The 23,077-nt window shown below is 58.7% G+C and carries 23 protein-coding genes; 2 read left to right on the top strand and 21 right to left on the bottom strand.

Annotation, left to right across the window (positions count from 1 at the left end):
- Positions 1 to 56: 56 nt before the first annotated feature.
- A complete protein-coding gene (locus GLX_RS14655; protein ID WP_014106779.1) occupies positions 57 to 1,256 on the bottom strand; it encodes a DUF3991 and TOPRIM domain-containing protein in 1,200 nt (399 codons plus the stop codon).
- 580 nt (positions 1,257 to 1,836) lie between these two features.
- Entirely contained in the window at positions 1,837 to 2,307 is a 471-nt protein-coding gene (gene ssb / locus GLX_RS14650; RefSeq protein ID WP_014106778.1) for a single-stranded DNA-binding protein, read from the bottom strand.
- Between the two features lie 357 nt (positions 2,308 to 2,664).
- Here ssb and GLX_RS14645 point away from each other — a divergent pair, with 357 nt between their 5' ends.
- On the top strand, positions 2,665 to 3,177 hold the full coding sequence (locus tag GLX_RS14645) for a hypothetical protein (protein ID WP_014106777.1): 513 nt from the start codon (positions 2,665 to 2,667) through the stop codon (positions 3,175 to 3,177).
- On the opposite strand, the gene GLX_RS14640 is transcribed toward GLX_RS14645, so the two are convergent.
- The 10 genes from GLX_RS14640 to GLX_RS19430 all read right to left on the bottom strand — a co-directional run bounded on the left by GLX_RS14640 (position 3,174) and on the right by GLX_RS19430 (position 8,206).
- Positions 3,174 to 3,680: a hypothetical protein gene (locus tag GLX_RS14640; protein WP_014106776.1), complete on the bottom strand. Its 507-nt coding sequence runs from the start codon at positions 3,678 to 3,680 to the stop codon at positions 3,174 to 3,176. The two genes, GLX_RS14645 and GLX_RS14640, sit on opposite strands and share 4 nt — an antisense overlap.
- On the bottom strand, positions 3,677 to 4,066 hold the full coding sequence (locus GLX_RS14635) for a hypothetical protein (protein ID WP_014106775.1): 390 nt from the start codon (positions 4,064 to 4,066) through the stop codon (positions 3,677 to 3,679). Before GLX_RS14635 ends, GLX_RS14640 begins: the two co-directional genes overlap by 4 nt.
- Complete coding sequence (locus GLX_RS14630) at positions 4,063 to 4,446, bottom strand: hypothetical protein (protein WP_231850463.1); 384 nt, start codon at positions 4,444 to 4,446, stop codon at positions 4,063 to 4,065. Before GLX_RS14630 ends, GLX_RS14635 begins: the two co-directional genes overlap by 4 nt.
- A gap of 57 nt (positions 4,447 to 4,503) precedes the next feature.
- Positions 4,504 to 5,403, bottom strand: a complete 900-nt coding sequence (locus GLX_RS14625) for an ArdC family protein (protein ID WP_014106773.1) — start codon at positions 5,401 to 5,403, stop codon at positions 4,504 to 4,506.
- Between the two features lie 72 nt (positions 5,404 to 5,475).
- Positions 5,476 to 5,631 (bottom strand): hypothetical protein, encoded by a 156-nt coding sequence (locus GLX_RS18655; protein ID WP_023524163.1) that lies wholly within the window; start codon positions 5,629 to 5,631, stop codon positions 5,476 to 5,478.
- A gap of 334 nt (positions 5,632 to 5,965) precedes the next feature.
- Complete coding sequence (locus tag GLX_RS19050; RefSeq protein WP_231850462.1) at positions 5,966 to 6,112, bottom strand: hypothetical protein; 147 nt, start codon at positions 6,110 to 6,112, stop codon at positions 5,966 to 5,968.
- Positions 6,113 to 6,300: 188 nt separating this feature from the next.
- Positions 6,301 to 6,669: a DUF6915 family protein gene (locus GLX_RS14615; RefSeq protein ID WP_014106772.1), complete on the bottom strand. Its 369-nt coding sequence runs from the start codon at positions 6,667 to 6,669 to the stop codon at positions 6,301 to 6,303.
- Between the two features lies 1 nt (position 6,670).
- Positions 6,671 to 7,141 carry a DUF6878 family protein gene (locus GLX_RS14610; RefSeq protein ID WP_014106771.1) on the bottom strand — a complete coding sequence of 157 codons (471 nt, stop codon included), beginning with the start codon at positions 7,139 to 7,141 and terminating at the stop codon, positions 6,671 to 6,673.
- A gap of 261 nt (positions 7,142 to 7,402) precedes the next feature.
- Positions 7,403 to 7,873 carry a DUF3085 domain-containing protein gene (locus GLX_RS14605; protein WP_023524165.1) on the bottom strand — a complete coding sequence of 157 codons (471 nt, stop codon included), beginning with the start codon at positions 7,871 to 7,873 and terminating at the stop codon, positions 7,403 to 7,405.
- 123 nt (positions 7,874 to 7,996) lie between these two features.
- Positions 7,997 to 8,206 (bottom strand): DUF5983 family protein, encoded by a 210-nt coding sequence (locus GLX_RS19430; RefSeq protein ID WP_444699932.1) that lies wholly within the window; start codon positions 8,204 to 8,206, stop codon positions 7,997 to 7,999.
- Positions 8,207 to 8,224: 18 nt separating this feature from the next.
- On the opposite strand from GLX_RS19430, the gene GLX_RS14595 reads away from it, so the two are divergent.
- On the top strand, positions 8,225 to 9,256 hold the full coding sequence (locus tag GLX_RS14595; protein WP_014106769.1) for an IS110 family RNA-guided transposase: 1,032 nt from the start codon (positions 8,225 to 8,227) through the stop codon (positions 9,254 to 9,256).
- Between the two features lie 251 nt (positions 9,257 to 9,507).
- Here the strand turns inward: GLX_RS14595 and GLX_RS19425 are convergent, their stop codons facing one another.
- From GLX_RS19425 to GLX_RS14550, 9 genes are all read right to left on the bottom strand, one after another.
- The gene (locus GLX_RS19425) at positions 9,508 to 9,756 is read right to left on the bottom strand and encodes a DUF5983 family protein (protein ID WP_019087509.1); all 249 of its coding nucleotides are present in this window, start codon (positions 9,754 to 9,756) and stop codon (positions 9,508 to 9,510) included.
- Positions 9,757 to 9,787: 31 nt separating this feature from the next.
- Positions 9,788 to 10,819 carry a phosphoadenosine phosphosulfate reductase domain-containing protein gene (locus GLX_RS14585; RefSeq protein WP_014106768.1) on the bottom strand — a complete coding sequence of 344 codons (1,032 nt, stop codon included), beginning with the start codon at positions 10,817 to 10,819 and terminating at the stop codon, positions 9,788 to 9,790.
- Positions 10,820 to 10,975: 156 nt separating this feature from the next.
- Complete coding sequence (locus GLX_RS14580) at positions 10,976 to 11,389, bottom strand: hypothetical protein (RefSeq protein WP_014106767.1); 414 nt, start codon at positions 11,387 to 11,389, stop codon at positions 10,976 to 10,978.
- Complete coding sequence (locus tag GLX_RS14575; protein ID WP_014106766.1) at positions 11,382 to 11,720, bottom strand: hypothetical protein; 339 nt, start codon at positions 11,718 to 11,720, stop codon at positions 11,382 to 11,384. Before GLX_RS14575 ends, GLX_RS14580 begins: the two co-directional genes overlap by 8 nt.
- A gap of 182 nt (positions 11,721 to 11,902) precedes the next feature.
- Positions 11,903 to 13,828 carry a ParB/RepB/Spo0J family partition protein gene (locus GLX_RS14570; RefSeq protein WP_014106765.1) on the bottom strand — a complete coding sequence of 642 codons (1,926 nt, stop codon included), beginning with the start codon at positions 13,826 to 13,828 and terminating at the stop codon, positions 11,903 to 11,905.
- 177 nt (positions 13,829 to 14,005) lie between these two features.
- On the bottom strand, positions 14,006 to 19,105 hold the full coding sequence (locus tag GLX_RS14565) for a lactate dehydrogenase (RefSeq protein WP_014106764.1): 5,100 nt from the start codon (positions 19,103 to 19,105) through the stop codon (positions 14,006 to 14,008).
- 1,159 nt (positions 19,106 to 20,264) lie between these two features.
- Entirely contained in the window at positions 20,265 to 21,011 is a 747-nt protein-coding gene (locus tag GLX_RS14560) for a replication initiator protein A (protein WP_231850461.1), read from the bottom strand.
- A gap of 162 nt (positions 21,012 to 21,173) precedes the next feature.
- Entirely contained in the window at positions 21,174 to 22,055 is an 882-nt protein-coding gene (locus GLX_RS14555; RefSeq protein ID WP_010511481.1) for a ParB/RepB/Spo0J family partition protein, read from the bottom strand.
- Positions 22,055 to 23,077: a ParA family protein gene (locus GLX_RS14550; protein ID WP_014106763.1), complete on the bottom strand. Its 1,023-nt coding sequence runs from the start codon at positions 23,075 to 23,077 to the stop codon at positions 22,055 to 22,057. The genes GLX_RS14555 and GLX_RS14550 overlap by 1 nt, the downstream gene beginning before the upstream one ends.

Genomic DNA, 23,077 nt, shown 5'->3' with positions numbered 1-23,077 from the left:
ATGACGATCATCCCGTGATGCCGTCTGTTCGGTGAGCCCAAAGGACTCACGCTGGTTCACAAGGACATCCCCGGCGATGAACATGAACGTGGCCCAGCGGGCTTCCCCACACGTTCAGACGGCGCAGGCAATGACGGAGCCGAAACCCGCGGCGGCCGCTGCGTGCCGTGCGCCTCGGCCTGACCCAGCCATGACGGAGACACCGTCTCCGGCTGCGCTTTCGACCCCGAACCCAGAACTTCGGACAGGCGGCACAAGGGCGCAACGGGAACAGAACCCGCCTCCATTCCTTCCCTGCGGGTCCTCAGGACCGCATTCCAGTCCTCTCCCGGCCCTTTCGGAGATATCCGCCCCGACCAGAGACTGACGTCCCGTGCCATCGCAGCGAATTTCCCGGCATAACGATCCCCCTGCATGTCGTTATCAACGGCAACAACCAGTCGCGCTTCAGGCTGGGCGGCGACCTGCATCATGACCCGCTTCAGGTTCGCTTCGCTCTCTGGGCTCATGCCGCCACCCGTCGAGGTATAGAGCGTTCCTTTATGGAAGCGATCGAGTGCAGCAAAGGACAATGCATCAATGGCCGCCTCGGTGACGACAAGGCGTGTCACCGGCTTTTCTCCCCCGTCGGCCCGGAAACCGAAGAGACGCTTGCCAACTCCGCCCGTCGAAAACCCCTTGTAATCCGGCCCCCGCATTTCCATGCCGGTGAACTGCCCGTCCGCATCCCGGTGGCCGAACCAGGCGGTTCCGTGCGGGCCTTCCTTCAGCGCCCCCTGCTGTCCAGCAATCGCGACAATATGCTCGGGCAACCCACGGATCTCCGTCAGATAGCACCATGCAGCCGTCCCCTGCCCGGGTGCGGCGCGACGGTTCCACAGTTCAGCGGGATCGCGCCGCGGTCTGTCAGCGGCTCCCTTCGTACGCTCGACAACTTCGAGCGTCGGGCTCCTGCCGATCAGGGCGCGAAGTTCCTGCCTGACATGACCGAGGTTCTTCGAGGGATCGAGATACTGGACAAGCTTGAAGACATCGCCCTTGCCGTCGCCCTTGGGGTCCCACCAGCCCTTGCCATCGTGATTGACAATAATGGCCTCACTGTCACGGCGAAATTTCAGGTTACGGGCGGAACGCTGCGCGGTGGCCTGCCGATCCAGCCGGAACCCGGCTTTCTCCAGAACAACGGCGCAGTTTACAGCATTGCGAAGCTCATCAAGTTCTCTTTGCTGTGCTTCTGGGGAAGACGTGTAAGCCATGAAAGACACTCCTTCACAAACAGCATGGATTGTGTTTCAGACCGCTCCGGTATTTACGGTGAGTATTTGAGATGATCGTGCGGAAACACACGACGACCTCTGTATGGTTCGTCGAGATATTGCGTCCTGATGATCCGCGTTGAGGATTTTTATTCTGCGTGAACTGCAAAAGAATACGGGACGCACGAATGGCCGCAGTCTACGCGCAGCAGCAAACGGCATGTGCCCGCGCCACTGCGCACGCATTACCGGGACCATGGATGAGCGGGCACTCACGACGCCAGATACTCCCTGTGGAGGATCCCGTCTGCGCCCACATCATGCGACTGACGAAAAAATAAGGTTCACGAACCCGCTTAAAGGTTGATGGAGAAACAGGAGAGACACAGTTCATCCCCGATGTGGACGGACGACCGGCGTTCCAATATCGGCCGACAGACTTTCCCGATCGCCCACGCCATCAGGTCGGACAGGTCTCACAAGTATTCATGACGGGAACTGGCGCAGCAGAAACCGCACTTTCTTCTCCCTGAACGGGCACAACGCTCCGGGTCGTTGACGACCCGGAACGACAAGCGGCCTAAAACGGAATTTCGTCATCCACGTCCTGCGCGTTGGAAGTTGCGGCAGGAACGGGGCGCTGTGCAGCGCTCCGCGAGGGACGCTCTTCATCAAAACGTCCATCGCCCGTGCTTCGACCATTGGCCAGCACCTTCAGGTTTCCATCAAACCGATCAATGATGATCTCGGTCACATAACGGTCCTGTCCCTGCTGGTCGGTCCATTTGCGTGTCTCGAGATGGCCTTCGACATAGACCAGCGTTCCCTTCTGGCACCGACGTTCGATCACGGCCGAAAGGTGATCGTTGAAAGAGACGACACGGTGCCACTGGGTTTTTTCCCGGCGCTCACCGCTGGCGCGATCGGTCCAGGTTTCACTTGTCGCCACGCCGAAGGATGCGATTTTGCCCTCCCCTTCCCTACGTGCGGCAAGATCCGGATCCCGGCCCAGGTGACCGATGATGATGGCGCGATTGACTGACTGGCTCATGGTCTTGTTCCTTTTTTCCTTCCTGGTCGTCTCCGGCCCCTGCCGGATCTTTGACCTGGTGCGGTCGCGCGGAAGCGGGCCACAGGCGGCGGGCGCAACCTCTCGGGGCGGCAGTGGTGCGGAAGCCGCGCATGCGGCTTCACGGTGCCGTCCCGACCGCAGGCCTGGGGGTTGCGCCCGACGACGACCGCTTCAGACCGCAAAAACCAGGTCAGAGACCCGGCAGGGGCCGAGGTCATGCTTTTGAATTTCGATTTCTGTTTTATTTTTCTATTTCGCTCATAATCGTGTCATTTATTCTTGTACAATTACGATAGTCGTCCTAGAATTTCCCTGTCTCTACATTGGGAGTTCATCATGGCCGTGATTACTGCGTCGGAAGGACGCATCACCCTGAAGGCCGACTTTCATCCCGAACTGGCAATCCAGGCCCGGCGTTACAGGGGACGTTTTCTCGGCAAGGAAATCGGCTGGTCCTTCCTGCCCGAACATGAGCAGGCGATCCGCCAGATCTGCCAGACCCTGTATGGCGTGGATGGCACGCCAGATGCATGGAATGACTGCTGCACCGTGCAGGTCGAAGTCGACGAGCAGGATGTCCGGGCACCGCTGTGGCGCCAGTTCAACGCCGATATTTACCTCGGTGGCCGTCACGTTGTCGGCGTTTTTGGTCCACGGCAGGCAGTTCGCACCGGCAGGGGCATAAAATTCCTGCGCGGCCAGCCGCATTGCGCCACCCGGATCGGCGCCTACCACATGGAGGTACCCACCGGCAGCGTTCTGGAAATCCGGAAATATCCGCGTGCCGCACTCGCGTTCCTGGGCAGGTGCCTCGACGGGCATGGCTCCTGGCACATGGCCCAGGGCTAGAGCAGCCCGAGTTGCACGGTGGCCACGGGTGCATCCGCCGACGTCGCTTTTCCGCCATGCTTTGCCTGCAGACGGGCCAGCTCCGCTTTCTCGCGCGCAACCTGTTCCTCGCGGGCACGGGTCGTCCATGCCTTGACCAGCAGGTTTTCCCGGACGCGCTGCCCGATTTCCTTCTCTACATCCGACCAGACAAAAGTCGGGTCGCCCCAGCAGGGATATCGCGCAACCTGATCGAGGAAATCGCGCCGTGTGGCTGCATTGTCGAACCATGTCTGCGCGAAGCCGGTCCGATTATAATGCGCGATAAATCCGAACATATTGCTCAGCCGGTTATACAGGGCCGGGGTAAATTTTTCTGCAGGCATTCCGAGTGCGATGAACCGCAGGATCGCATTACCAAGCTTTGCCTTTTGCTGGGCCGTCGCCCATTGGGTGGGTTTCAGGACAGCCGGGTCGAAAGGCGGGATCCGAAGCCGCTCGCACAGGATCAGCCCCGCCGTCATGACACCTGGCTCCGGCATCGATAGCCGTTATGAAAGCGGCTCACATCCGGCAGATCCGGATAATGCCCATCGCCCAGGCCCTCTTCGTTCATCCTTTCCAGATAGCGCACTGCCACGGTCACACGGCGGGCATTGGCGAGGCTGCGCAAAACGACCAGATCCGAGCGGCCTCGCATATAACGGTCTTTCCAGAGACCGGTGACGGGGTTCAGCGCAGCCGCCCCCATCGCGCCGTTCAGAAAGCATTCCACGATCCACGGCCGGGTCCGATAGGGACGTCCCGAAACAGGAGCCGGCAGACGGAAGATGGTTCCACTGGCAATGGTCCCGACCCGGAGCGGGTTATTACCGACCTGAAATGGAGACGTATAATACTGGCGGATCATGCCACGTCTCCTTTGCAGGACGCCATGTTTCCGGTTTCGGCTGCGGATCGTCCATGCAGGATCCGCGCGCCATCAGCGTCGTTATCGACCATGAGAACCCATCTGTCGGTCCCCAGGGCGCCAGTGCGGTAAGCCGCATCAAAGCCACGTGGCTTACGATCGCCCCGACGGATATGCACACTGATGGAAAACGAGCGCCCGGGATGCGCGCCGGCGATCCTCTCACCGTAAAGCGTTACGGCACTCGAGATTTCCGCGAGCGTCCGGGCTTCTGTCATCCCCCGTGCACCAAGGTGTTCCATCGGCAGCGCCTTAAGGATGGTGCAGCCGTCGGAACGGATGCGCACGGCGGGAGTGGCAATCAGGGCAAAGACTGGCATGATGAACTCCATCACTCAGCGCGCCCTTGCGGGCGCATATATTTTCAGGGTTGGGTTTCAGGCGGCAGAAGCCACGTCCTCGACGGATGGCTGACGTGTCGATGAGCTGAAAATGTATTGGGCCGCGGCTGAAGCAGCGCTCGCTGCGGTGAAAATGGCGCGCTTGTCGGCCTTCAGCAGTTCCAGCCAGTTCCCGATGTAATCCGCATGGCGGACCGTCGGCTCGATCTGCAGTTCCGCGCATACGAAAGCTGATGTCATCTCTGCGACGAGTTCCTCGGCCGCGTAGGCATGGTCACCAAACCGCCTGCCAAAGGTGCGCGACAGCCGGCTTTCGGCCCCGGTCCAATGCCCGATCTCGTGAAAGACGGTTCGGTACCAGTCGATCTGGTTGAAATAGGACTGCTGGGGCGGAACCCGGATGAAGTCCGCATCCGGGGCATAAAATGCCCTGTCACCACCGACGCGAATGTCCGCCCCGGTTTCGGTCATCAGCGCTTCCGCGTGCGGCACGATTTCGCGTTCCGGCAACGGCGCGGTCGGCGCGACCATGCTCTCCGGCAGGTTCTCGCACTGGTCAACATTGAACACCGTAAACCGCTTTAGAAACGGGATCTGGCGTGGCTCGTCGGAACCTGCTTCCGATTTTGGCGTGAAACGGTCGGCATAAAATACCGTCGTTCCCTTCTCGCCTTTCCTGACATTGCCGCCCTGCGCATGCGCCTGGCGGAACGTCAGCCATTTCTGGGTACAAAACCCCTGCATCTCTACCGAACCCCACAGCATCAGGATGTTGATCCCGGAATAGGCCCGGTCGGTCGCGGCATTACGCGGCAGGGCAATGCCGCATTTCGTGCGGCTCCACGGGCAGACCCATGGCACGGTTCCCGCTTCAAGTTCGCGGATGATGCGGTCAGTGACGGACTGGTGGATGTCGGTACGTTCGGTCCTGGCCATGATCAGTCTCCAGAAAATACAGACGCCGCCCCGAAGGGCGGCGCGGATGGACAGCGGATGGCGAGGGTGGTGTCACCTGAAATCGATGATGCCCGTGCACGGATCGAGGAAGACGTCGGGCAGCAGGAGGAAAGTGACCATGGAGGCCGTCCAGAGGAGCACGATGACGACGAATTTGGCGATTTCGACGGCGGTGCGGGACGGCGGCGCAATGCGGTTCTGTGCCATTTCCAGATCCTTTTTTCGGGGGTTTCGACCCCTTCCGGCGACCGCAGGGCAGACTGGCGGGCAAGGGCGCCGCACCGCGGCGGCACCGGAGCCGCGCACAGATGGCGCAGCCATCGCGCACGGCGAGGAGCCACCCCTTGCGCGACAGGCTGGACTGTGGTGCCGATCCTCCCTATATTTGTTTTTTATTTATTATAATTATTTTATATTATCTTGATTTATACACACATCTCGGAGTATTATTAAAAAATACTATATTTTATATTTGTAAAAGTTTCTGTTTCTCTGCTTGCAAACACGGTTCACATGCATGTCCTAATGGACCCTCTCAAAGCTACGCCGTATATTCATTGATGCGAATGGCGTCATCGACGGCGTCATCGGAAGATTTGTAATCCCATGCTGTTTCGAGAGAGCGATACAACCATCGTACAAGATCACGCATGACATCAGAGAGTATCTGCGCGGCGTCTTCTGTCATTTCGAAACCGGTCTGACTTTTACGTGTCACAGTGACGATCATTGTAAATTCGTGATAATAGGGCCCGGTGTGGCTAATCCGGGCGATTAGCTGGTAGAAATTCCGTCTCTGGATCTGCGCCAGGGTGTCATCAATCGCGTGGAGTTGCGTACGGGCGACGTCACGGCCAGTATTCCAGAAGTCTTCTGTTATTCTGAAAGTTTGCCATAAGCGGGATCGAGGCTTCGATGAATGGGCTGCGCCCGTCCCATCCAGGGCTGGGGGCGGATTTCCTTCAGCCAATCAACGAAACTCGGAATAAATCCAAAGTCCTCGCGCATATGCTGCTCGGCGATCAGCCGCACCGGAACAACCCGCCCGGTGGAAATTGTCAGCACAACGCCAAAAAGTCTCTCAGCGAGGAAGATACCTTCCGCGTGATGTCTCAGCGCACGATGCCGAAAATCGGCCGAAATCAATTTTGATTCGTCGAACCAGGCATGGATAGGCAGGAAGTCATCAGCCGTACCTCCCCACTGCCGCACCGACGAGAGAGCATGATAATAACTATGCGCCATTTCAGGCCTCCTCTGTCCAGCTATGCTCGGAATATTCAGTGGACATATATCGTCCGTTAAATTCGAGCGTCAGCGTTCTGTTGGCCACGTCAAACCTGAAGTCGCCAAAAGCACCCTCATTGTTTTCCCAACCACCGTTGGTCTCGGCCAGTGCGGCGTAACAGACCTGTTCGATGACATCCCGCAGGGGAGTACGTTCCGAGACAATCTCGCAATCAGTCCACCTCGCCGTCACCGCATCGACAAGGACGTCGAGCCGTGAATCCTCCCCTTCAGGCACAACAGCAATCTCCTCGATCTGGCCGCTATCTCCTTCACCGTCAAACGACACTGTAACGGCTGTAATCCTGGATACCGAAAGCGTTTCAAAGATGATCCTGCGATTTTGCGCTGAAGCTTCATTGCATGCTCTTTCATGGCGAAGTAACCGCTCTGCATGCTCCGCAAAGCTTCGTTCGAAGTTCTCAGTCATGGCGAGTTCCCTCAGTTGCTCAGGCACGGGCACATACCCGCACTCGTTATCGGAAATGAAGCGGGCCGGACGTTGAAAACCATGTCGTAATCAGAACAATGACAGGAAAGTCCTTACTATAGTCTTGTTAAGCATGGCGTTTCCGATCGTATTTGCCATGATTTTTATTATTTTTTACGCCCAGACCTCGCCCGTTACCTACATTTTTGCTTACGCTAATAAATAATAGTCTTCGTGATATCCGCCGTATGCTTGTTCGCGTCAGGGTGTTTTCGGGGATGCCAGATAGGGGCAACTGATCTGCGCGGGCGTGACATCAATCCACAAACGACTGCCCGCAGTCGCCTCCAGTGCCTTGCGGATGGTATCGGCGGAAAGAAATTCCGCGCCATCGTCGCCGCCAAATGACGCGCGTTTGACATCGTACCAGTCGTCAGGACATGTGCGCGGGTCCGCTTCGACAGCATAGGCGACAAGGTTCGCCTGACCCTCAGCGTCACTGAAGCCCGGATAACCATTCGACATCAGGTACACCCCATGATCGCCAACCAGCATCAGGCCTGCCGGTATCTTGGTACGGTCGACATCCGCACCGGTCGGATGGCGCGACGACACGCCAGCCTTGAGAAAGACCGGGTCAACAAGCTGATCATAGGTAGGGGAATGTTCGCTCGCGGCTTGCGCATGAGCGAGAAGACGCGCCACCAAGGCGTGGTCAAAATGAAGTTTCATGGCAGTATTCCTTTGTGTGAGCCCCTTGCGAGGACACAAAAAAGGCGGGACACCGAAGTATCCCGCCTCAAGAAATGAAAACTGGCGCATCTGGCCCGAAGTGCCCACCGATGCCGTTGCCGATCATTCATCTTCATCGTCATCAAAGAAACGAAGCGAGGCATCGACCGGGCCGTCCGCATCAAACAGGACGTAATCACAGTCGTGATTCCGGGCCAGGGCAAGAATGGCCCGCAGTGACCGCGACCCCGGCCAATCATGGGAGTATGGGTCCAGATGGGGTGGACGGCCTCCATGCGACATCAATGTGCCATGATGAGGTCGGAAGACCATTCAGAGGAGACCGCCCGGATGAAAGTTACCATAATCGGCCTGGATATCGCCAAGTCTGTTTTTCAAGTGCATGGCACGGACGCAAGCGGAAAATGTCTGCTCAAGAAGAAACTCGGGCGGAGTGAAGTTATCTCATTCTTTGAAAAGCTGGAGCGCTGCCTGGTCGTACTCGAAGCCTGTAGCACGTCGCATCACTGGGCTCGTGTCATCCGTGACACCGGTCATGAGGTAAAACTCATTCCCCCTGAAATGGTCAAACCATTTGTCAAACGTGGCAAGAAAAACGATGCTGTTGATGCCGCCGCGATTTGTCTTGCCGCGATCCATCCCGACACGCGCTTCGTCCCGATTAAAAATCGGGAGCAGCAAAGCCTGTTATCGCTGCACTCAACTCGTACCCTTCTGGTCAAACAGCAAACGATGCTGGTGAATGCGTTGCGTGCACTTGCAGCGGAATTCGGTTTGATTGTTCCCCTTGGAAATGCCCGTCTCCCCGAACTTCTGGCGAAAATCGAAACCTCATCCAATCTGCCTGATGCCCTGAAACAGACAACCATGCTGCTCTTTGAACAGTATGGTCGACTGAACGAAAGCATAGAAAACCTGGAAGGAGGTATCCGGACACATGCCAAACAGGATGAAGATGCTCGCCGTCTTTTGACCATCCCGGGCATTGGTCCGGTAACCGCCTCCCTGATTGTCGCGTCTGTTACCGATATTGGGGCCTTCGATACGGCCCGGCACTTCGCAGCCTGGCTTGGTCTCGTACCGCGCCAGCATTCATCGGGCGGAAAAACCCGATTGGGCAGAATTACCAAAACGGGCAACCGGGAAATAAGAAAGATGCTCGTTCTGGGCGCAACATCCATGCTTTACCGCGCACAGAAATGGGATAGCGCTGCGGGAGTATGGCTTTGCAAGCTTCTGGAACGTCGCCCGGGCCGTCTGGCAACCGTGGCGTTAGCCAACAAGCTGGCCCGGATCATCTGGGTTTTGTTGTCGCGCAAAGAGATCTATCGTCCGGCCGGTCGCAGTGTCGCTATAGTCTGACATGTACCACCAGGATGATGGATACCGGAATAAGCTCCGGTAGATCCGGCAGTATGCACTGACCGCGTGATGGGAAAGACTGTAATCAGAAGCAGTTCAGGCAATACCGAATGTCCCCATGTGCCATTGAGCACGAGATCCAGATTGGTGCCTGACACGCAAGCGAACACCCATGATGGCCAGCGAAGGATTTCGCATAAACAGGCCGGACATAAGGGCGCATCTGACCGGATCTCCACATCATGACAGTATCAGTGCATTTCGCTGGAGCGAAAATACGCAGAAGAAAGATACGACAATGCAATCAATGTGACCTCTTGCATCGTAAAGGCCGTCCACATAAGCGGGACATGGACAAACCATCCGTGCGGGCCGGACAGGCAGGTGAGCCCAAAGGAACCACCTGACCTTGCATATCTCTCAAGGTGTCCACGGTCCGACAGGGGGAGGTGGCCGGTGCTCAGGTCGAGGAATTTCCGGATCTGGAAAGGCGCTAACATCGGGTTTCTCCCTGCTTAAGGATGAGGCGGGTCAGACCGGCCCGGCGCTCTCGCCGAATGCGCCAGCGGGCAGGACCCATTGTTCGGGGGATGTGAGGACACGGCCACGCCAGCGGTGGCAGAGCGCGCGGCGCACCAGACCCGGGTGCTGGCGCACGGGGCCGTAGACCGTGCCGCCCCTGGCTAGCGTGCCGAGGTCCCGGTCGCGTCGGATGGTGCAGCCAAATGCGCGTTCCCACTCACACAGCCGGGCGAACCGATCCGGGTCCATGTGACGCAGCGTCGCAGCCTGATCGGCAGACATGAATACACATGTCAGGCAGGACAGGCGGCCAAACCCGAGCTGATAGGGAAGCGGCGGAATCACGCCATGCCGACGCAGGATCTGCCAGACAGCCGCTTCACTCCAGGCATGTACCGGCCGCCAGTGATCGATATGCCGTCGGATCCGACCATCACGACAGTCTGCCCGGTGCCGCTCAAAGACAGCGTAACGGGCACGGTTCGCGGACTCCGCCGCGCGTTCTCCGGTTACAAACAGGGTCCGGGCATGACTGAAGCGCGCCTGGTTCCGCAGGGCGCCATCCGCAACCATGATCTTGGCGTATGGGGAACACCAGCGGACCGACAGGTTCGCCGAAACCTGCGGGAAGCGGCGTCGCGTATTGGGCGGTCCCTTGCCACCGACAGTGACCCGCCCTGTCGGGGTATCGAACCAGACCGGTGCGGTCGGCGCATTCTCGCGCAGCATTTCCCGCACGATCCCACCCTGGCGCGCGGAGAAATACAGCCTGACGCCAAGGGCCGCAGCCAGATGCCGCCCGTAATCGGGCACATGCGGCCAGTCAAAAACGTCCCCGTCATCGTCCACACGATGGTGCCACCACTCGATGCGCTGCGGCGCCACGCCCTTTTCGAGCAGGTGCAGCGTACTGGCGAGGGAATCCTTGCCAAAGGAACAGGCGACGATGACGTGATCATAACGCGCCAGATCAGGTATCTCTCCGGGCTCCGGCGCGACAGTTCCTTGGTGGGATGACAGGCTTGCGGTCGCCATGGACATTCTCCTTGTCTGAATGTCTTCTGGCGGTCCGACGGGGTATCGCGGGTCAAACGCGGCGCGCGCGCCGGCATCGCAGGCCCGCGGAGCGGGACAAGAGCCACCGTTTGAGGCGCGATGGCCCTTCGGGCATATTTTTCCTGTGTCTTCCTGCTCTTCCTATGCGTCCGCGTTCAGGTATTCGTGCAGATACCGGCGCAGCACCACGCAGGCTGCATGGGTGTCCCGCTCACCGTCATCCGCAAGGACACGATCCATCACTCTGGCGAGAACGGCGGCGGCCTCTCGGCCCGGGCTGAAAACAAGGGAAAACCCAAACTGTCCCTGCAGCACGCCGGTTCCCGCATCGTGGACCATGGCCACGATCTCGCCATGGACGACTTCCTCGACCTCAAGGTCCACTTCCTGACCGTCAGGCAGAATGGTGGTCCGGATCCCGTCAGAGTCCACACTGTCGGGGACGGCATCGAGGACGATCCGCGCAGCAGCCTCAGCGTCCGTCGCCGTGACCCTGAAATCGCCGGCATCCGCTTCAAACAGGCGCTCAACCAGTGTGACACGAAAATCAGGCATTGCCGTCCTCCCTTACCAGGACAAATTCGCTCAGTGTCGTGGCTTCCCGCCATGGGCAGTGCCACACCATCACGTCCTTTCCGCAGATTTCGGCGACAGAGCCACGCTCTCTCAGCCGGGCCAGCTCGGCCGACGTGACTCTGGGAACCGCCGTGAAAGCGGAAAATTCGACTACTGCCGCCTCCACGCTCTCATAGGGTCCCCGCCATCGGCGGGCCGTAGGCGGATAGATTTCAGGCGTCCGGATCAAAACCCCACCATCCGGGCGGAAACCCAGTTCAACCACATACCTGCCGATCAGACGCTTTTCCGTCACGGATTCATGGGTCATCACGGTTCTCCTTCGCCGACGCAGGTGAACGCGTAACCTGACGTTCTGGATAAGCCCGGTTAGGGCGCATCGCAGAATTTCCCGGTCGACGTCCTGCCTGAGTCCGTTGCTGGCTCACCGCCCGACGTCACCACTGGGGCGACGGGCCGTGAGCCAGAGCCGTACGGCGGCAACAGCCTCGCTCAGCTGAAGCCTACAAACTCAACATGCGTCCTGAGGAATTCTTCGGGTGTCTGCGATAGCGGAGCCGGACTTTCCGCCCTGCCGTGCGGCACGTCATCCTCTTGATCTGCCGCCAGGTCTGGGGGGGTACCAGCCACTTTATCGAGCTCAATGCCCGTCGCGGCAGGATCATCGGTTCCCGGGCCACCAGTCCGCGCACCGGCATCCGCGTCGTCTTCCAACTCGGTCTCGTCGTCATGCGCCAGTTCCCCATCATCGTCATCCGCTTCGGATGGCGAGGCGAGCGCTTCCGCGAAGGTGGCGTTCAGCGCTGCGACATCGACCTGGAAACGCGCTGCAGGATGCACCCAGATCCCCTGCCCGACATGGTCCATCAGGGCGCGGCGCATTTCCTTGCCGGTATTGCGCGGCAGGATACCTTCCGCCTTTATGGCCTTCGTGATGCCGGGCTTGCTGAGCGTTTTCAGGAAGTCTTCATCCGCCATGGCGGGCAGATGGTCGTCCGCTTTCACGATATGGCCGACCAGGACACCCCAGTCGCCGCTATTCGTCGCGTTCTTTTCGCAGGACAGCACGGCTTTGAGCACGTCGACAGCAGCGCCACGCAGGAGCGCCTCGTCCAGCGCCATCTCGCCATCCTGGAACAGTCCGGCGGCAGCCACGAGCCGGCGTGACGGACGGCGCTGCGGGTAGTGCGCGTTGGAATCCCCGTCCACCCGGATATTCTGCGCGTTAAGGGCCGCGATCATCAGCCCGACCAGGACCCATGGATCGGCAGAACCCCGCATGCCGTCCAATGCGGCATGCAGCGCCTGGGTGCGGAAACTGCCGATCATGTCAAAACCACGCCCCGAGATATCGGGCCGTTCCCGTGGCCCTTCGGGCAGGGCTTCAATGACGGCGGACGGCGTCACGCGGCCTGCCGCCTCGCTGCCCGGCAGGACGCACCAGCCCTCGCGAACCTTCAGGCGATGATCGAGCCAGAAGAATTTCGTGGCGCCCTCGCGCTGCCAGTAGATCCGGACCATGCCGGGTTCGAAGACCGGCTCGCCGTTCTCGTCGCTCTGCAGGATCAGTGCGTCTTCAGGCGTGTTCTGACCCAGCCACTGGCGCTGCGCCTTCTCATAGGCGAAGCCGTCATCGGTATAACGGCCGTCCTTCCCGGCTTCACCGAACAGATCCTCCTGCCAGGCGATCCGGCAGCTTTTTGCAATGGCGTCATCAAACGAGGCCTCGATTGCATAAAAACGGTCCTGCCGCAGGGCTGACGCAATCCGGTCCCAATCGGGGATGGCAGCACCGGGTTCCCAATTTCCGTCGGGCAGTTGCTCGCCCTCATCTTCGCAGGCTTCGACATCCTCGGGCGGCGCCGCGCCAACCGGAAACCCGAAATGGCCCCAGACCTGTTCCTGCAGCGCGGTGGACGCAAGGGCGATGCTCGCCAGTTCACGATTGCCAGGCCCCTTGCCCGCCTCGATCCACGCCAGAATCTCGGGCAGGATGGCAGACAGGCGGCCGATCTGCTTCAACTGCACCGGTGTGAGCATCAGCGCCTTGCAGATCGCGGTGTCATTCCACTTTTTTTCCTCCCGGAGCCTGGCGACAACCCGCCACTGTTCAACCTGGGTCATGGGCTGACGGATCATGTTCTCCGACGCGGCACGCATCCGGTCCAGTTCCGCATCATCGCCTGCCACCGTCACCTGAATGGTTTTCAGCCCGGCCTTGACCGCGGCACGCCGGCGGCGATGCCCCGCAACGATCATCAGGCCGTCAGGAGTTTCGCGGACCAGAGGCGGGTGGATGATCCCGACGGCCTTGACGTTCAGCGCCAGCTGGCGCTCTTCCGCCTCGTTGGGCGCGGATTTCCGCGGGTTTTCGGGGTTGTCGAGCAGGGTTTTCGGATCAACTTCGCGCAGTTCCATGGTTTTTACTCCGTGTTCTCAGGACGCCTTTCCTGATGCACTCCGGCGGCCAGCACCGGGCTGGCGGGGCAAGGGCGCCGCGCAGCGGCGGCACCGGACCCGCGCGCAGGCGGCGCAGACGCCGAGCACGGGGAGGCGCCACCCCTTGCGGCGCCTGGCCGGAGATGGCAGCCCTTCTCAGGCTGCCGCCTCTTCTTCCTTCTCCCTGTCCTCGGTGTCGTCATGCGCCGGGTCTTCATCGGTCGCGGTCGCCGCCAGATCGTCTTCCAGCGCTTTCAGCTCGGCGCGCTTTTCATCAAGCATCGCCTGTTCCGCGAACGGCAGGCCCAGACGGGCGCGGTATGATGGCAGGCGACGCTGCGCTTCCTCCCGCATCCGGATTGCGTCACGGAGCGCGTCATCGATCCGAAGCAGCGCATGCTCGAGACGCGACGTCAGCCCAAGGCCCTTCGTGTCGTCCTCGACGGCGATCTCAATGCGACCTGAGCGCGCTTCCACAAACAGCGTCACGTCGACCGCGCGCTTTTCGCCGCGCACGCGACGGCCTGGCCCAGCTTCGCACATGACGGCGAACCCACCGATGCGTCCGAGGTTCCAGACCCCTGCCTCACCGTTCTTCGCCGCCAGGCGGACCTGGGACAGGAGCCATGATCCGGCCTTCTCACGTTCGCTGACATCCCCCTTGTCCCTGCGCAATACGAACGCATCCCCCTTCGTGGGCTGACGGCTGGCAATATCCGCTTCGATGAGCGGGATCTGGCGCTCCGCGCCCGCAATCTCACGCTCGGCCCGGTCGATGGCACGTTTTACGGCGAACTGGTCGTCATAATGGGCGGCCGCCAGTCTCTCGAGCCGCGCAAGATCGGCCTCCAGCCCGGCTTTGTGCATCAGCCGGGCATCGCCTGAGGCGAGCGCCTTGGCCATGGCGAACTGATTTCCCCCTTCCCCGCCAATGTCCTCAATCCGGCGGATGGAACGGTCACCTGACATCGCAAGTCCAATAAAGCGCTGCTTGCGCTCGAGGAGCTGCCAGTTGGTCGCGTCAACAGAACCCTGCTGGGCATAGGCGTAGAGTTCGATTTCCGCGTGCTGGTTGCCCTGCCGCTCGATGCGACCCTCGCGCTGGATGATGTCGGAGACCAGCCACGGCACGTCGAGATGGTGCAGGGCCTTGAGGCGCTGCTGGGCGTTGACGCCGGTGCCCATGGTCGCCGTCGAGCCAATCAGGATCCGCTTGCGGCCGGCATTGAGATCACCGAACAGCTTCTGCTTCGCCGCACTCTTCCTGTAGTGCTGCATGAACGCGATTTCCGCGCGCGGCACGCCCAGTCGGATCAGTTCATCGCGGATCCACGTATAGGCGGAAAAACCGCGTGTCTCCATCGCGCTCTCGGTGCCCAGATCCGAAAAGATCATCTGCACCGCCCCCGGCAGGTCGTACGGCCGACCGGTTTCAGGATCGCTGTAACGGCTTTCCGATGTCTCCTGCCAGATCCGGAACACGTTCCCGATCATCAGGTTCAGCTTCGATGTATCGTCATTCGCGGCGAGAGGGGCGACGAAGCGCAGGTCGATCGCGGCATGACGGGCATCCGTGATGACGGACAGGAGGATGTCGTCGCCCTTCTGGGGACGCCCCTGGCGCGCTTCGATGGCGTTGATGCGGGCCGCCAGCGTCTTCTGGTAGGCCCTGAAGTTATCGTTTGTCGGCGCGACAATAATCTCGCGACGCCCGCCCCGGATTGCTGGCAGAGTCACGTACTGGCGCAGGTCATCGTGCTGCACGACATCCGCGAAGTCGCGATACATCGCCATGAGGTCGGCGACGTTGACGAACTCGGTGAAGCGCGTGACCGGCTTGTAAAGCCCGCTTGGCTGCAGTTCCAGTTCGGTACGGGTTTCGCCGAAATTGGCTGCCCAGGCATCGAATTCATGCAGGTAGCGCTTCTGCAGCGCCTCAAGATCCATATAGCGGCTGACCGTCCACATTTCGGCGAGCGTATTGGTGATCGGGGAGCCGGACGCCATGATCAGCGGACGTTCCGGATTTTTTGCCGCCAGATAGCGCGTCTTCACGAAGAGATCCCAGGCCCGCTGCGAGCCGTTCGGATCGACCCCCTTGAGGTCGGACTGGTTGGTTGCAAAACTCAGCTTCCGGAACTGCTGCGCTTCATCGACGAGGATCTGGTCGATACCGATCTCGCCCAGATGCACGAGATCGTCCTTGCGAGCGGAAAGGCCTTCCAGCTTCGCCTGCATCTTCTCCTTCATGCTCTCGACCCGCTTGCGCGACAGACGGTCTGACGCGTCGACGCTTTCCAGCACTTCCTCGTAAGACGCGATCTGCGCCTCGATCATCTGGCGCTCGAAATTCCCCTCCACCGGGATGAACCTGAATGCATCATGCGTGATGATGATCGCATCCCAGTTTCCGGTCGCGGCCCGCGCGAGGAACCGCTGGCGCTTTGCCTTCACGAAGTTCGTCTCGTCGGCGACGAGGATCCGTGCGGTCGGGTAGAGCATGAGGAATTCGCGAGCCATCTGGGCGAGGCAGTGACCGGGGACGGCGATCATCGCCTTGCTGATCAGGCCAAGCCGCTTCTGCTCCATGACAGCCGCAACCATCGAGAACGTCTTTCCGGAGCCGACCGCGTGCGCGATATACGTGCCGCCCGCGGCGATGATCCGCCAGATGACCCGTTTCTGGTGGGGGCGCAGGCTGATCGTGGTGCTTGCACCGGGCAGGCGCAGATGGGAGCCATCAAACGCGCGTGCAACCAGGTTGTTGTAAGTATCATTGTACAGCCGGACCAGCCGCTCGGCCCGATCGCCATCCTGCCAGACCCATGTCTCGAACGCACGCCTGATCGCTGCCAGTTTTTCCTTTGCGGCTTCCGTCTCCTGTGTGTTCAGTTCGCGGTGCTCATTGCCATCGCCATCACGCCAGACATCCCATATTTTTGGCGATGCCTGCGTCAGGGCATCTTCCAGCAGTTCGCCGGCATGTCGCCGTTCCGTTCCCCAGACTGACGTTGCCTCGGCCTTGCCCATGAATGCCCGTTTCTCCACGGTCCAGCAGGCGACAGCAGGCGCGTGATAGATGACCGTTTCGACCCCGAGCACCTCGGCGGTAAACGCGATGATGTCGCTGACCGGCAACCACGGAGCGCCAAGGCGCGCGGTGATCTCCGACGGACGCAGATCGGCTGGCTGGACAGCTTCCAGCGCCGTGACGTTCCGGGCGTAGCGCCCATCGATCCGGGCCGCATCGCGTGCCTCTTCCAGCTTGGTACGCACGGCGCCGGAGAGCATTTCATCAGCCGTGACCCAGATATCGCGACCATCCACGCTCCGTACCGGATCGAGATAGACCGCATCCCCCAGCGCGGCCGCGACCTCGGCTTCGGACTGTCCCATGAGTTCCGCGATCCGCGGCATTTCCACGCCGCCTGTTTCATGCAGGCAGACGGCCAGGGCGTCGTGGGCGGAATGGATCTCGGGTTCGACAGGCGCATGAATGACCCGTTCCGAGAAAATTGGTCCCATCCGGCCTTTCTGTGTCGCCTCGTCGTATTCCTCGATGGACGAGACCAGCCAGACGTCGGGATCATCGTAAAATGGCGTAAGGTTCGGTCGCCGCTGGGTTTCGTTTTCGACCCCGGTTTCCGGATCGATTCGGACCGTCACATTCATCAGGTTGATCGGGCCGAACTGTCGGACAAAGCTGAAATAGGCACGCTTCAGGTCACCTTGCAGGCGTCCATAGGGCAGGTTCTCCATCTGCGCCCGCAGGACCGCGCGTGCCGCATCCCGGACGGGTATCAGCGCGGTAATGATCCGGGCATGCTTCTGGAAGAGGCCATCCTTCTGATCCCCCTTCCTGATGGCGACCGTGGTGGCCTGTCCGTCGCAGATCTGCTGCAGGACGCCTTTCGTGACGAAGTAGGAGCCCTCTTTCAGTTGGGCGCCATCGGCAGCCGTGCCGACCAGCACACCGGCTCCCACCGGCCGGACAATACGCTGGTCCAGGGGTTCCGGAAAGCGCACGTCCTGCCCGATCCGGCTCAGGGCCCCGGGCAACATCACATCGAGCCTGCCGTCGGCACGCGCGTCGCATGTGTAATCGGGACCGAACTGGGTGGTGGTCCAGCCGTGATGGCCAAGCACCTGCTCCGGATGGTCGAGAAAGTAGCGATTGACGAGGAGTGGACCGTTACCCTGGTCGCTATCCGTAAGGGCGTCGGTTTCCAGCCAGGTCTCGTCATCGGCCATGTCGCCGATCATGCGCTTGCGTAACACCAGTACGTCCACCACCACGTCCGTGCCGGCGTCATCGCGCATTGCCCCGGCGGGGAGCCGGACCGCCCCCACGAGGTCAGCCATCTCGGCGATGGTCCGGCGCGCGGTGCTGTCCGTCTTGTCCAGCGTATGGCGGGACGTCACGAACATTGCGATGCCGCCCGGGCGGAGTGCTTCGATGGATCGGGCGATGAAAAAATCATGCAGGCTCAGGCCAAGCCGTCCCAGACCTTCCGGGCCACGCACGGTGCGATTGGAAAAGGGTGGATTACCGATCGCAAGGTCATACCCGTCTGCGAGCTTCACTGTCGTGAAATCCTCGCGGCGGATCCACTGGTTCGGATAGAGCCTGCGTGCGATCCTTGCCGTAATCGGATCATTCTCGATCCCGGTAAAGGCGATGCGTCCCTCGAGCCTTTCCGGTCGGGCCGCGATGAAAAGACCGGTCCCGCAGCCGGGTTCAAGCACGGAACCGCCTCTGAAGCCCATCTGCAGCACTTTGTTCCAGAGTGCGTGCACGATCAGTTCAGGGGTAAAATGCGCATATTGTGTCGCGCGCTTCAGTCCTGCCCTCTCAATGTCTGTCGTGGAGACATGGATCGCCTCGCCAATCTCTTCCCAGCCCGGGCGGGCGCTATTGCTTCCGGATGGAAATAGGTTGTTCGCCAGTTCTCCTGCTCCAAAGCCGATGAAGCGTGAGAGGACGATCTGTTCGGGGGACGAGGCGTTTCGGTCTGCTTCTTCGATCTCCTTGAGCAGTTCGATTGCCAGTGCATTGTCACGGGCCCGCTGTTTCCAGGTGTCAGCGAGGCCTCGGTCGGCCACCATATGAAAGTCGATCTTGGGAAGGACCATTGCGGCCGGTGTGGCGGGCGGGACGGGGGACGCGCCGTCTTCGCCTTCAAGTTCGCCCCAGAAAAGGTCGTTCTGGGTATCTGCGAGAGCGGTTGTGCCGAAGAGGTTGAGCTGGAACGACATGGCCGTGCTCCGTACAAACGCCGGAGCCCGGCACTGCTTCTGCAGGCCGGGATGTTTCCGGGTCAGGTTTTCGGGATGTCAGGAACGGGCGTGCTAATCAGGTTGTGTCGCCTGATTACTCTTTCCTTCAGCTCTTATTGCGACCGGGTCGGGCAGTGCGGGGCAAGGGTGCCGCGTAGCGGCAGCACCGGACCCGCGCGCAGGCGACGCAGACGCCGAGCACGGGGAGGAGCTACCCCTTGCGGCGTGCTGGTCGATCTGGTGCTTTTACATACTGGCTTATAGTTCTATTATAGCTTTTTATTCTCGGTTTATTAGCTTTTGGATTCTCGAATCTAAATCATATCCCTAAAAGGGTGTTTCTTGATTGGTGTAGTTGCAGAGATTGCGACGTTAATTCAACGTCGAATAAGCTGCTTCTTCAAGGGGGAGGGAAAGCTGCTGCTTACATACCGAAAGATAATGCGTCTTAGCGCGAACTGAAGATGGAATGCAAGGAACGCAGACTTATCCCCAACGGTCGAGTTAGAAGGTTATTTTTAAACTGTTAAAAAGTTAAAGGATGAAAAGCGCGTTTAATATCATTTGGTTAGGCGCTATTTCTGTGCGCGATGTTCCGATAAGGCGTGCGCGATATTCCGAAAGAAAACGTGCGCGATATTCCGTTGGGATGTGCGCGATGTTCCGATAAGACGTGCGTGATATTCCGAACGAGAATCGCGTTGCTGTGAATAATGGGAGTAATCATCGTCGACAGGGCAGAAGGCATACCTTGCGACCGTCAAGAACAACTGCAACAGGCCTCCAATTTTTGGGAATGGATATAAGAAAGAGAAAATTTCGGAATATCGCGCACATTAACGATCTTCACCTTGCTAATTCGGTTATCAAGTTCACGCCGATAGTTGCCCAAGGTGTTGATGAGGCGCAGTCTCTGCCAAAACGCCATGAATTCGGAACATCGCGCACGTTTAAGGTAGGTCTCTGGCGTTCGGACGTCCGTGCGTTTGATTCCTTAGGCGATGACAAGTTATGGCATCCGATAACTAGCAGGCTTGATATCTTGGGTATTTTGCGCTTCACAGCCGCCCAGGAAAACAAACGCGACAGCGTCTCATGGTTCGGAACATCGCGCACATGTCCTGCTCATATTTTATCGCTAAGATTGTGATTCTCGATGTTCAAAAATCACTACGGGACGCCCTCCCCTTGGACCTACTTCGAGGGATAGCTGATAATCGGGGATAACGTCATCGCCTATAATTTTGAGAAGATCTCTTTTGAAAAATCGTAATTCGCGTGTAGTACCGATTTTCTTGGCGAGTTTATCTAGACTAATTTTCCATATTTCTTGGTTACCAAGATGCTTTCGTCCGATCTCATAAATACGGCGACCCAACCCACTATCGAGACTAAAATAAGTGGGGTTAATTGTCAGCACCCTGCGTTCCTTGACGAGGGCACGAAACATCCAGTCATTGAGCGTAATTTCAATGGCTGCCATAATTTTACGTCCAGTCGATGTTTTCCGCTCGACTACGCGCCATGTCTCTATCCAGCCAAACCCGCGCCGGTCGCGTTCGTCTGCAGATTCGATTGTTGTCATGATGTTCGTAGATCTCAGACGATGAAGCGCATCGAGCAAAAGGTCGTAGCTGCGCTTACCTGTTCCTCGACCGGTGACGCGCAGGAGATCATGCGCAGCGAAGCGGACTGTATGGTCGACAGTCATCCCTCGCTCAATGCGTTCATTGATAAGAGAGACGACATAAAGAAGTATGTCTTTATCCCAAATCGTCGCAAGCCCTTTTGGGCCAGGTTCTATGGTAATTTGTATTTTCCCGTCGTCATATACCAGAGGCTCCATGCGCGGTTGCTTCTGGATGCTGAAGAACGGATATTCCATAAGGGCTCTGTCATCCTTTAACGGAGCCCCTATTAGGGAGTCGACAAACAGGTCAGCTTCGTTGCTAGCCATTATCTACCCCAGCCCTGCCTTTTGTGCGCGATGTTCCGAATGCAAACAAACCGGTTAATACAACCAGGGTCAATGATTCTCTCGTCAGTGTTACGTATTTTCGTCACCGAGCACCTGATCAATCTCGGCCCGGAGCCTTCGCAAGCGTTCACGGTCTTCCGAATTAAGCGGGAGTTGTTGGGCACGGACTTCACTTAGACGCTGGGCCATCCTGTCTACGGATGTAAACGTAAATCCGGAAGGTTTGCGGGTCGGTGCGGATTCCGGCCGTTCGAGGTCAGCTCGACCCAGTCGAATAGCTTTTACTGTGAGTTGTCCGGTTCTGGCTTGTTCAATGAGTTCTTGTTGTCTCACAGGATCCGGGACTCTTGCGAGTTCCACAAGGGTATTTCGTGCCACACCTCGCTCTGACGTCAACTCTTCAAGGATATCGGTTGGGAGCGTCAGGATTTTCAGGATAGAGCTAATTTCGCCGCGACTTTTTCCAAGAACTTCACCTGCCTGGCTCTGGTTCCAGCCTCTTTTTTCAATCAGTCGTTGGATGCCGGTTGCTTCTTCCAGAGGGTTTAGGTCCACTCTCTGAAGGTTCTCAATGAGCGCTGCGACTTCAGCATCACCGTCGTGTTCAATTGCAAGCATGCTGGACCAGCCAGCATGTTGCGCGGCTCGCCAACGGCGTTCGCCCGCGACTATGACCCACCGTTTGTCGGATTGTGAGTTCGTGACACGACGTACGAGAATGGGCTGAAGCTGTCCTTCAGCGACCATTGTTTCTGCCAGTGCTGCGATACTCTCGTCGTCAAAACTTTTTCGTGGTTGGTCCGGATCTGGCGCTACTTCTGTCAAAGGAATTTCGAATGTATGTCGAAATTTGCCGTCCTGGCGAACAAAACTGTTGCTGGCGTCGTCAATGAGCCCAGCGGCTACGCCAAGAATAGGAGATGGGGCTTTTGTTTTGCGTCGGGTTGCCATCACGCATTACCTTCAGGCTGTTCGATATCTGCAAGCGGAAAATCTGTCTTCGTTTGGAGTGCTTGTGCCAGCCGAAGGTACGGTGCCGTTGCGGCCGCTGAAGAAGAGGACTCCAACGCAATCCTGCCTGCGCGTGCAGCATGACCGTACACAGCGCTTGAAGGCACGGGTTCCAGAACTGGGGCGCGATCTTTCATCATGGAACATAAGTGTTGAAGGACTTCACGGTCCACAGATTTGCGTGCGTTATATTGCGTCGGTAAAATACCAAGAAGTCGAAGTCCTGGATTCAGACGACGCTGGATCTTGCCAATTGTGCCGATAATCAGGCCAACGCCCATTGTGTCGTAAGGCTCGGTTCTCACAGGGACAATTGCGTCATCGGCAGCAGCAAGGCTCATCCATGTAAGCATGCCGAGATTGGGAGGTGCATCGATCACGATCCAGTCGTAGTCCTCACGGACAGGATCAATGGCTTCCCGTAGCGCGGCGTCAAAACCGGGCTCTCTCCGGCCGTCCGTTTCAGCTAGGTCAATATGGCTGGCGATGAAATCGAAGGGCAGTTCGCGTCCGTCTGGTAGCGTGCCTGCCGCAACCACGATTTCAGAGAGAGGTTTCCCACCGAGAATGAGGTGGGCTGTCGTTTTGCCCTGATGATAAAGTTCAACACTGGCGCCAGCGAGTATTCCGGCTGTAGCTGTTGCTTGGGGATCCATATCAATGAGAAGAACGCGTCCTCCCAGTGATGACAACGCGTATGCAAGATTGAGCGAAGACGTTGTTTTCCCAACGCCGCCTTTTTGGTTTGCCAGCACAAGTATTCTTGCAGAATCTTGAACTGCGCCAGCCATATTACGTATCACCTCGGCGACATCATCCGGGATCGGTTCTTTATCGTTTTCCCAGCGGCTAATCTTGGGTTTATCATAGCTTCGGCCGAGTCTGCGGTTGAGTTCATCTTTGATGTCGGCCTGACTTAATCGCAAAGTCAGTCGGCTATTTCGAAATGTTTGACCGTTCAT

This window comes from Komagataeibacter medellinensis NBRC 3288, assembly GCF_000182745.2.
Taxonomy (GTDB): domain Bacteria; phylum Pseudomonadota; class Alphaproteobacteria; order Acetobacterales; family Acetobacteraceae; genus Komagataeibacter; species Komagataeibacter medellinensis.
This window is presented reverse-complemented; position numbering and strand designations above follow the sequence as displayed.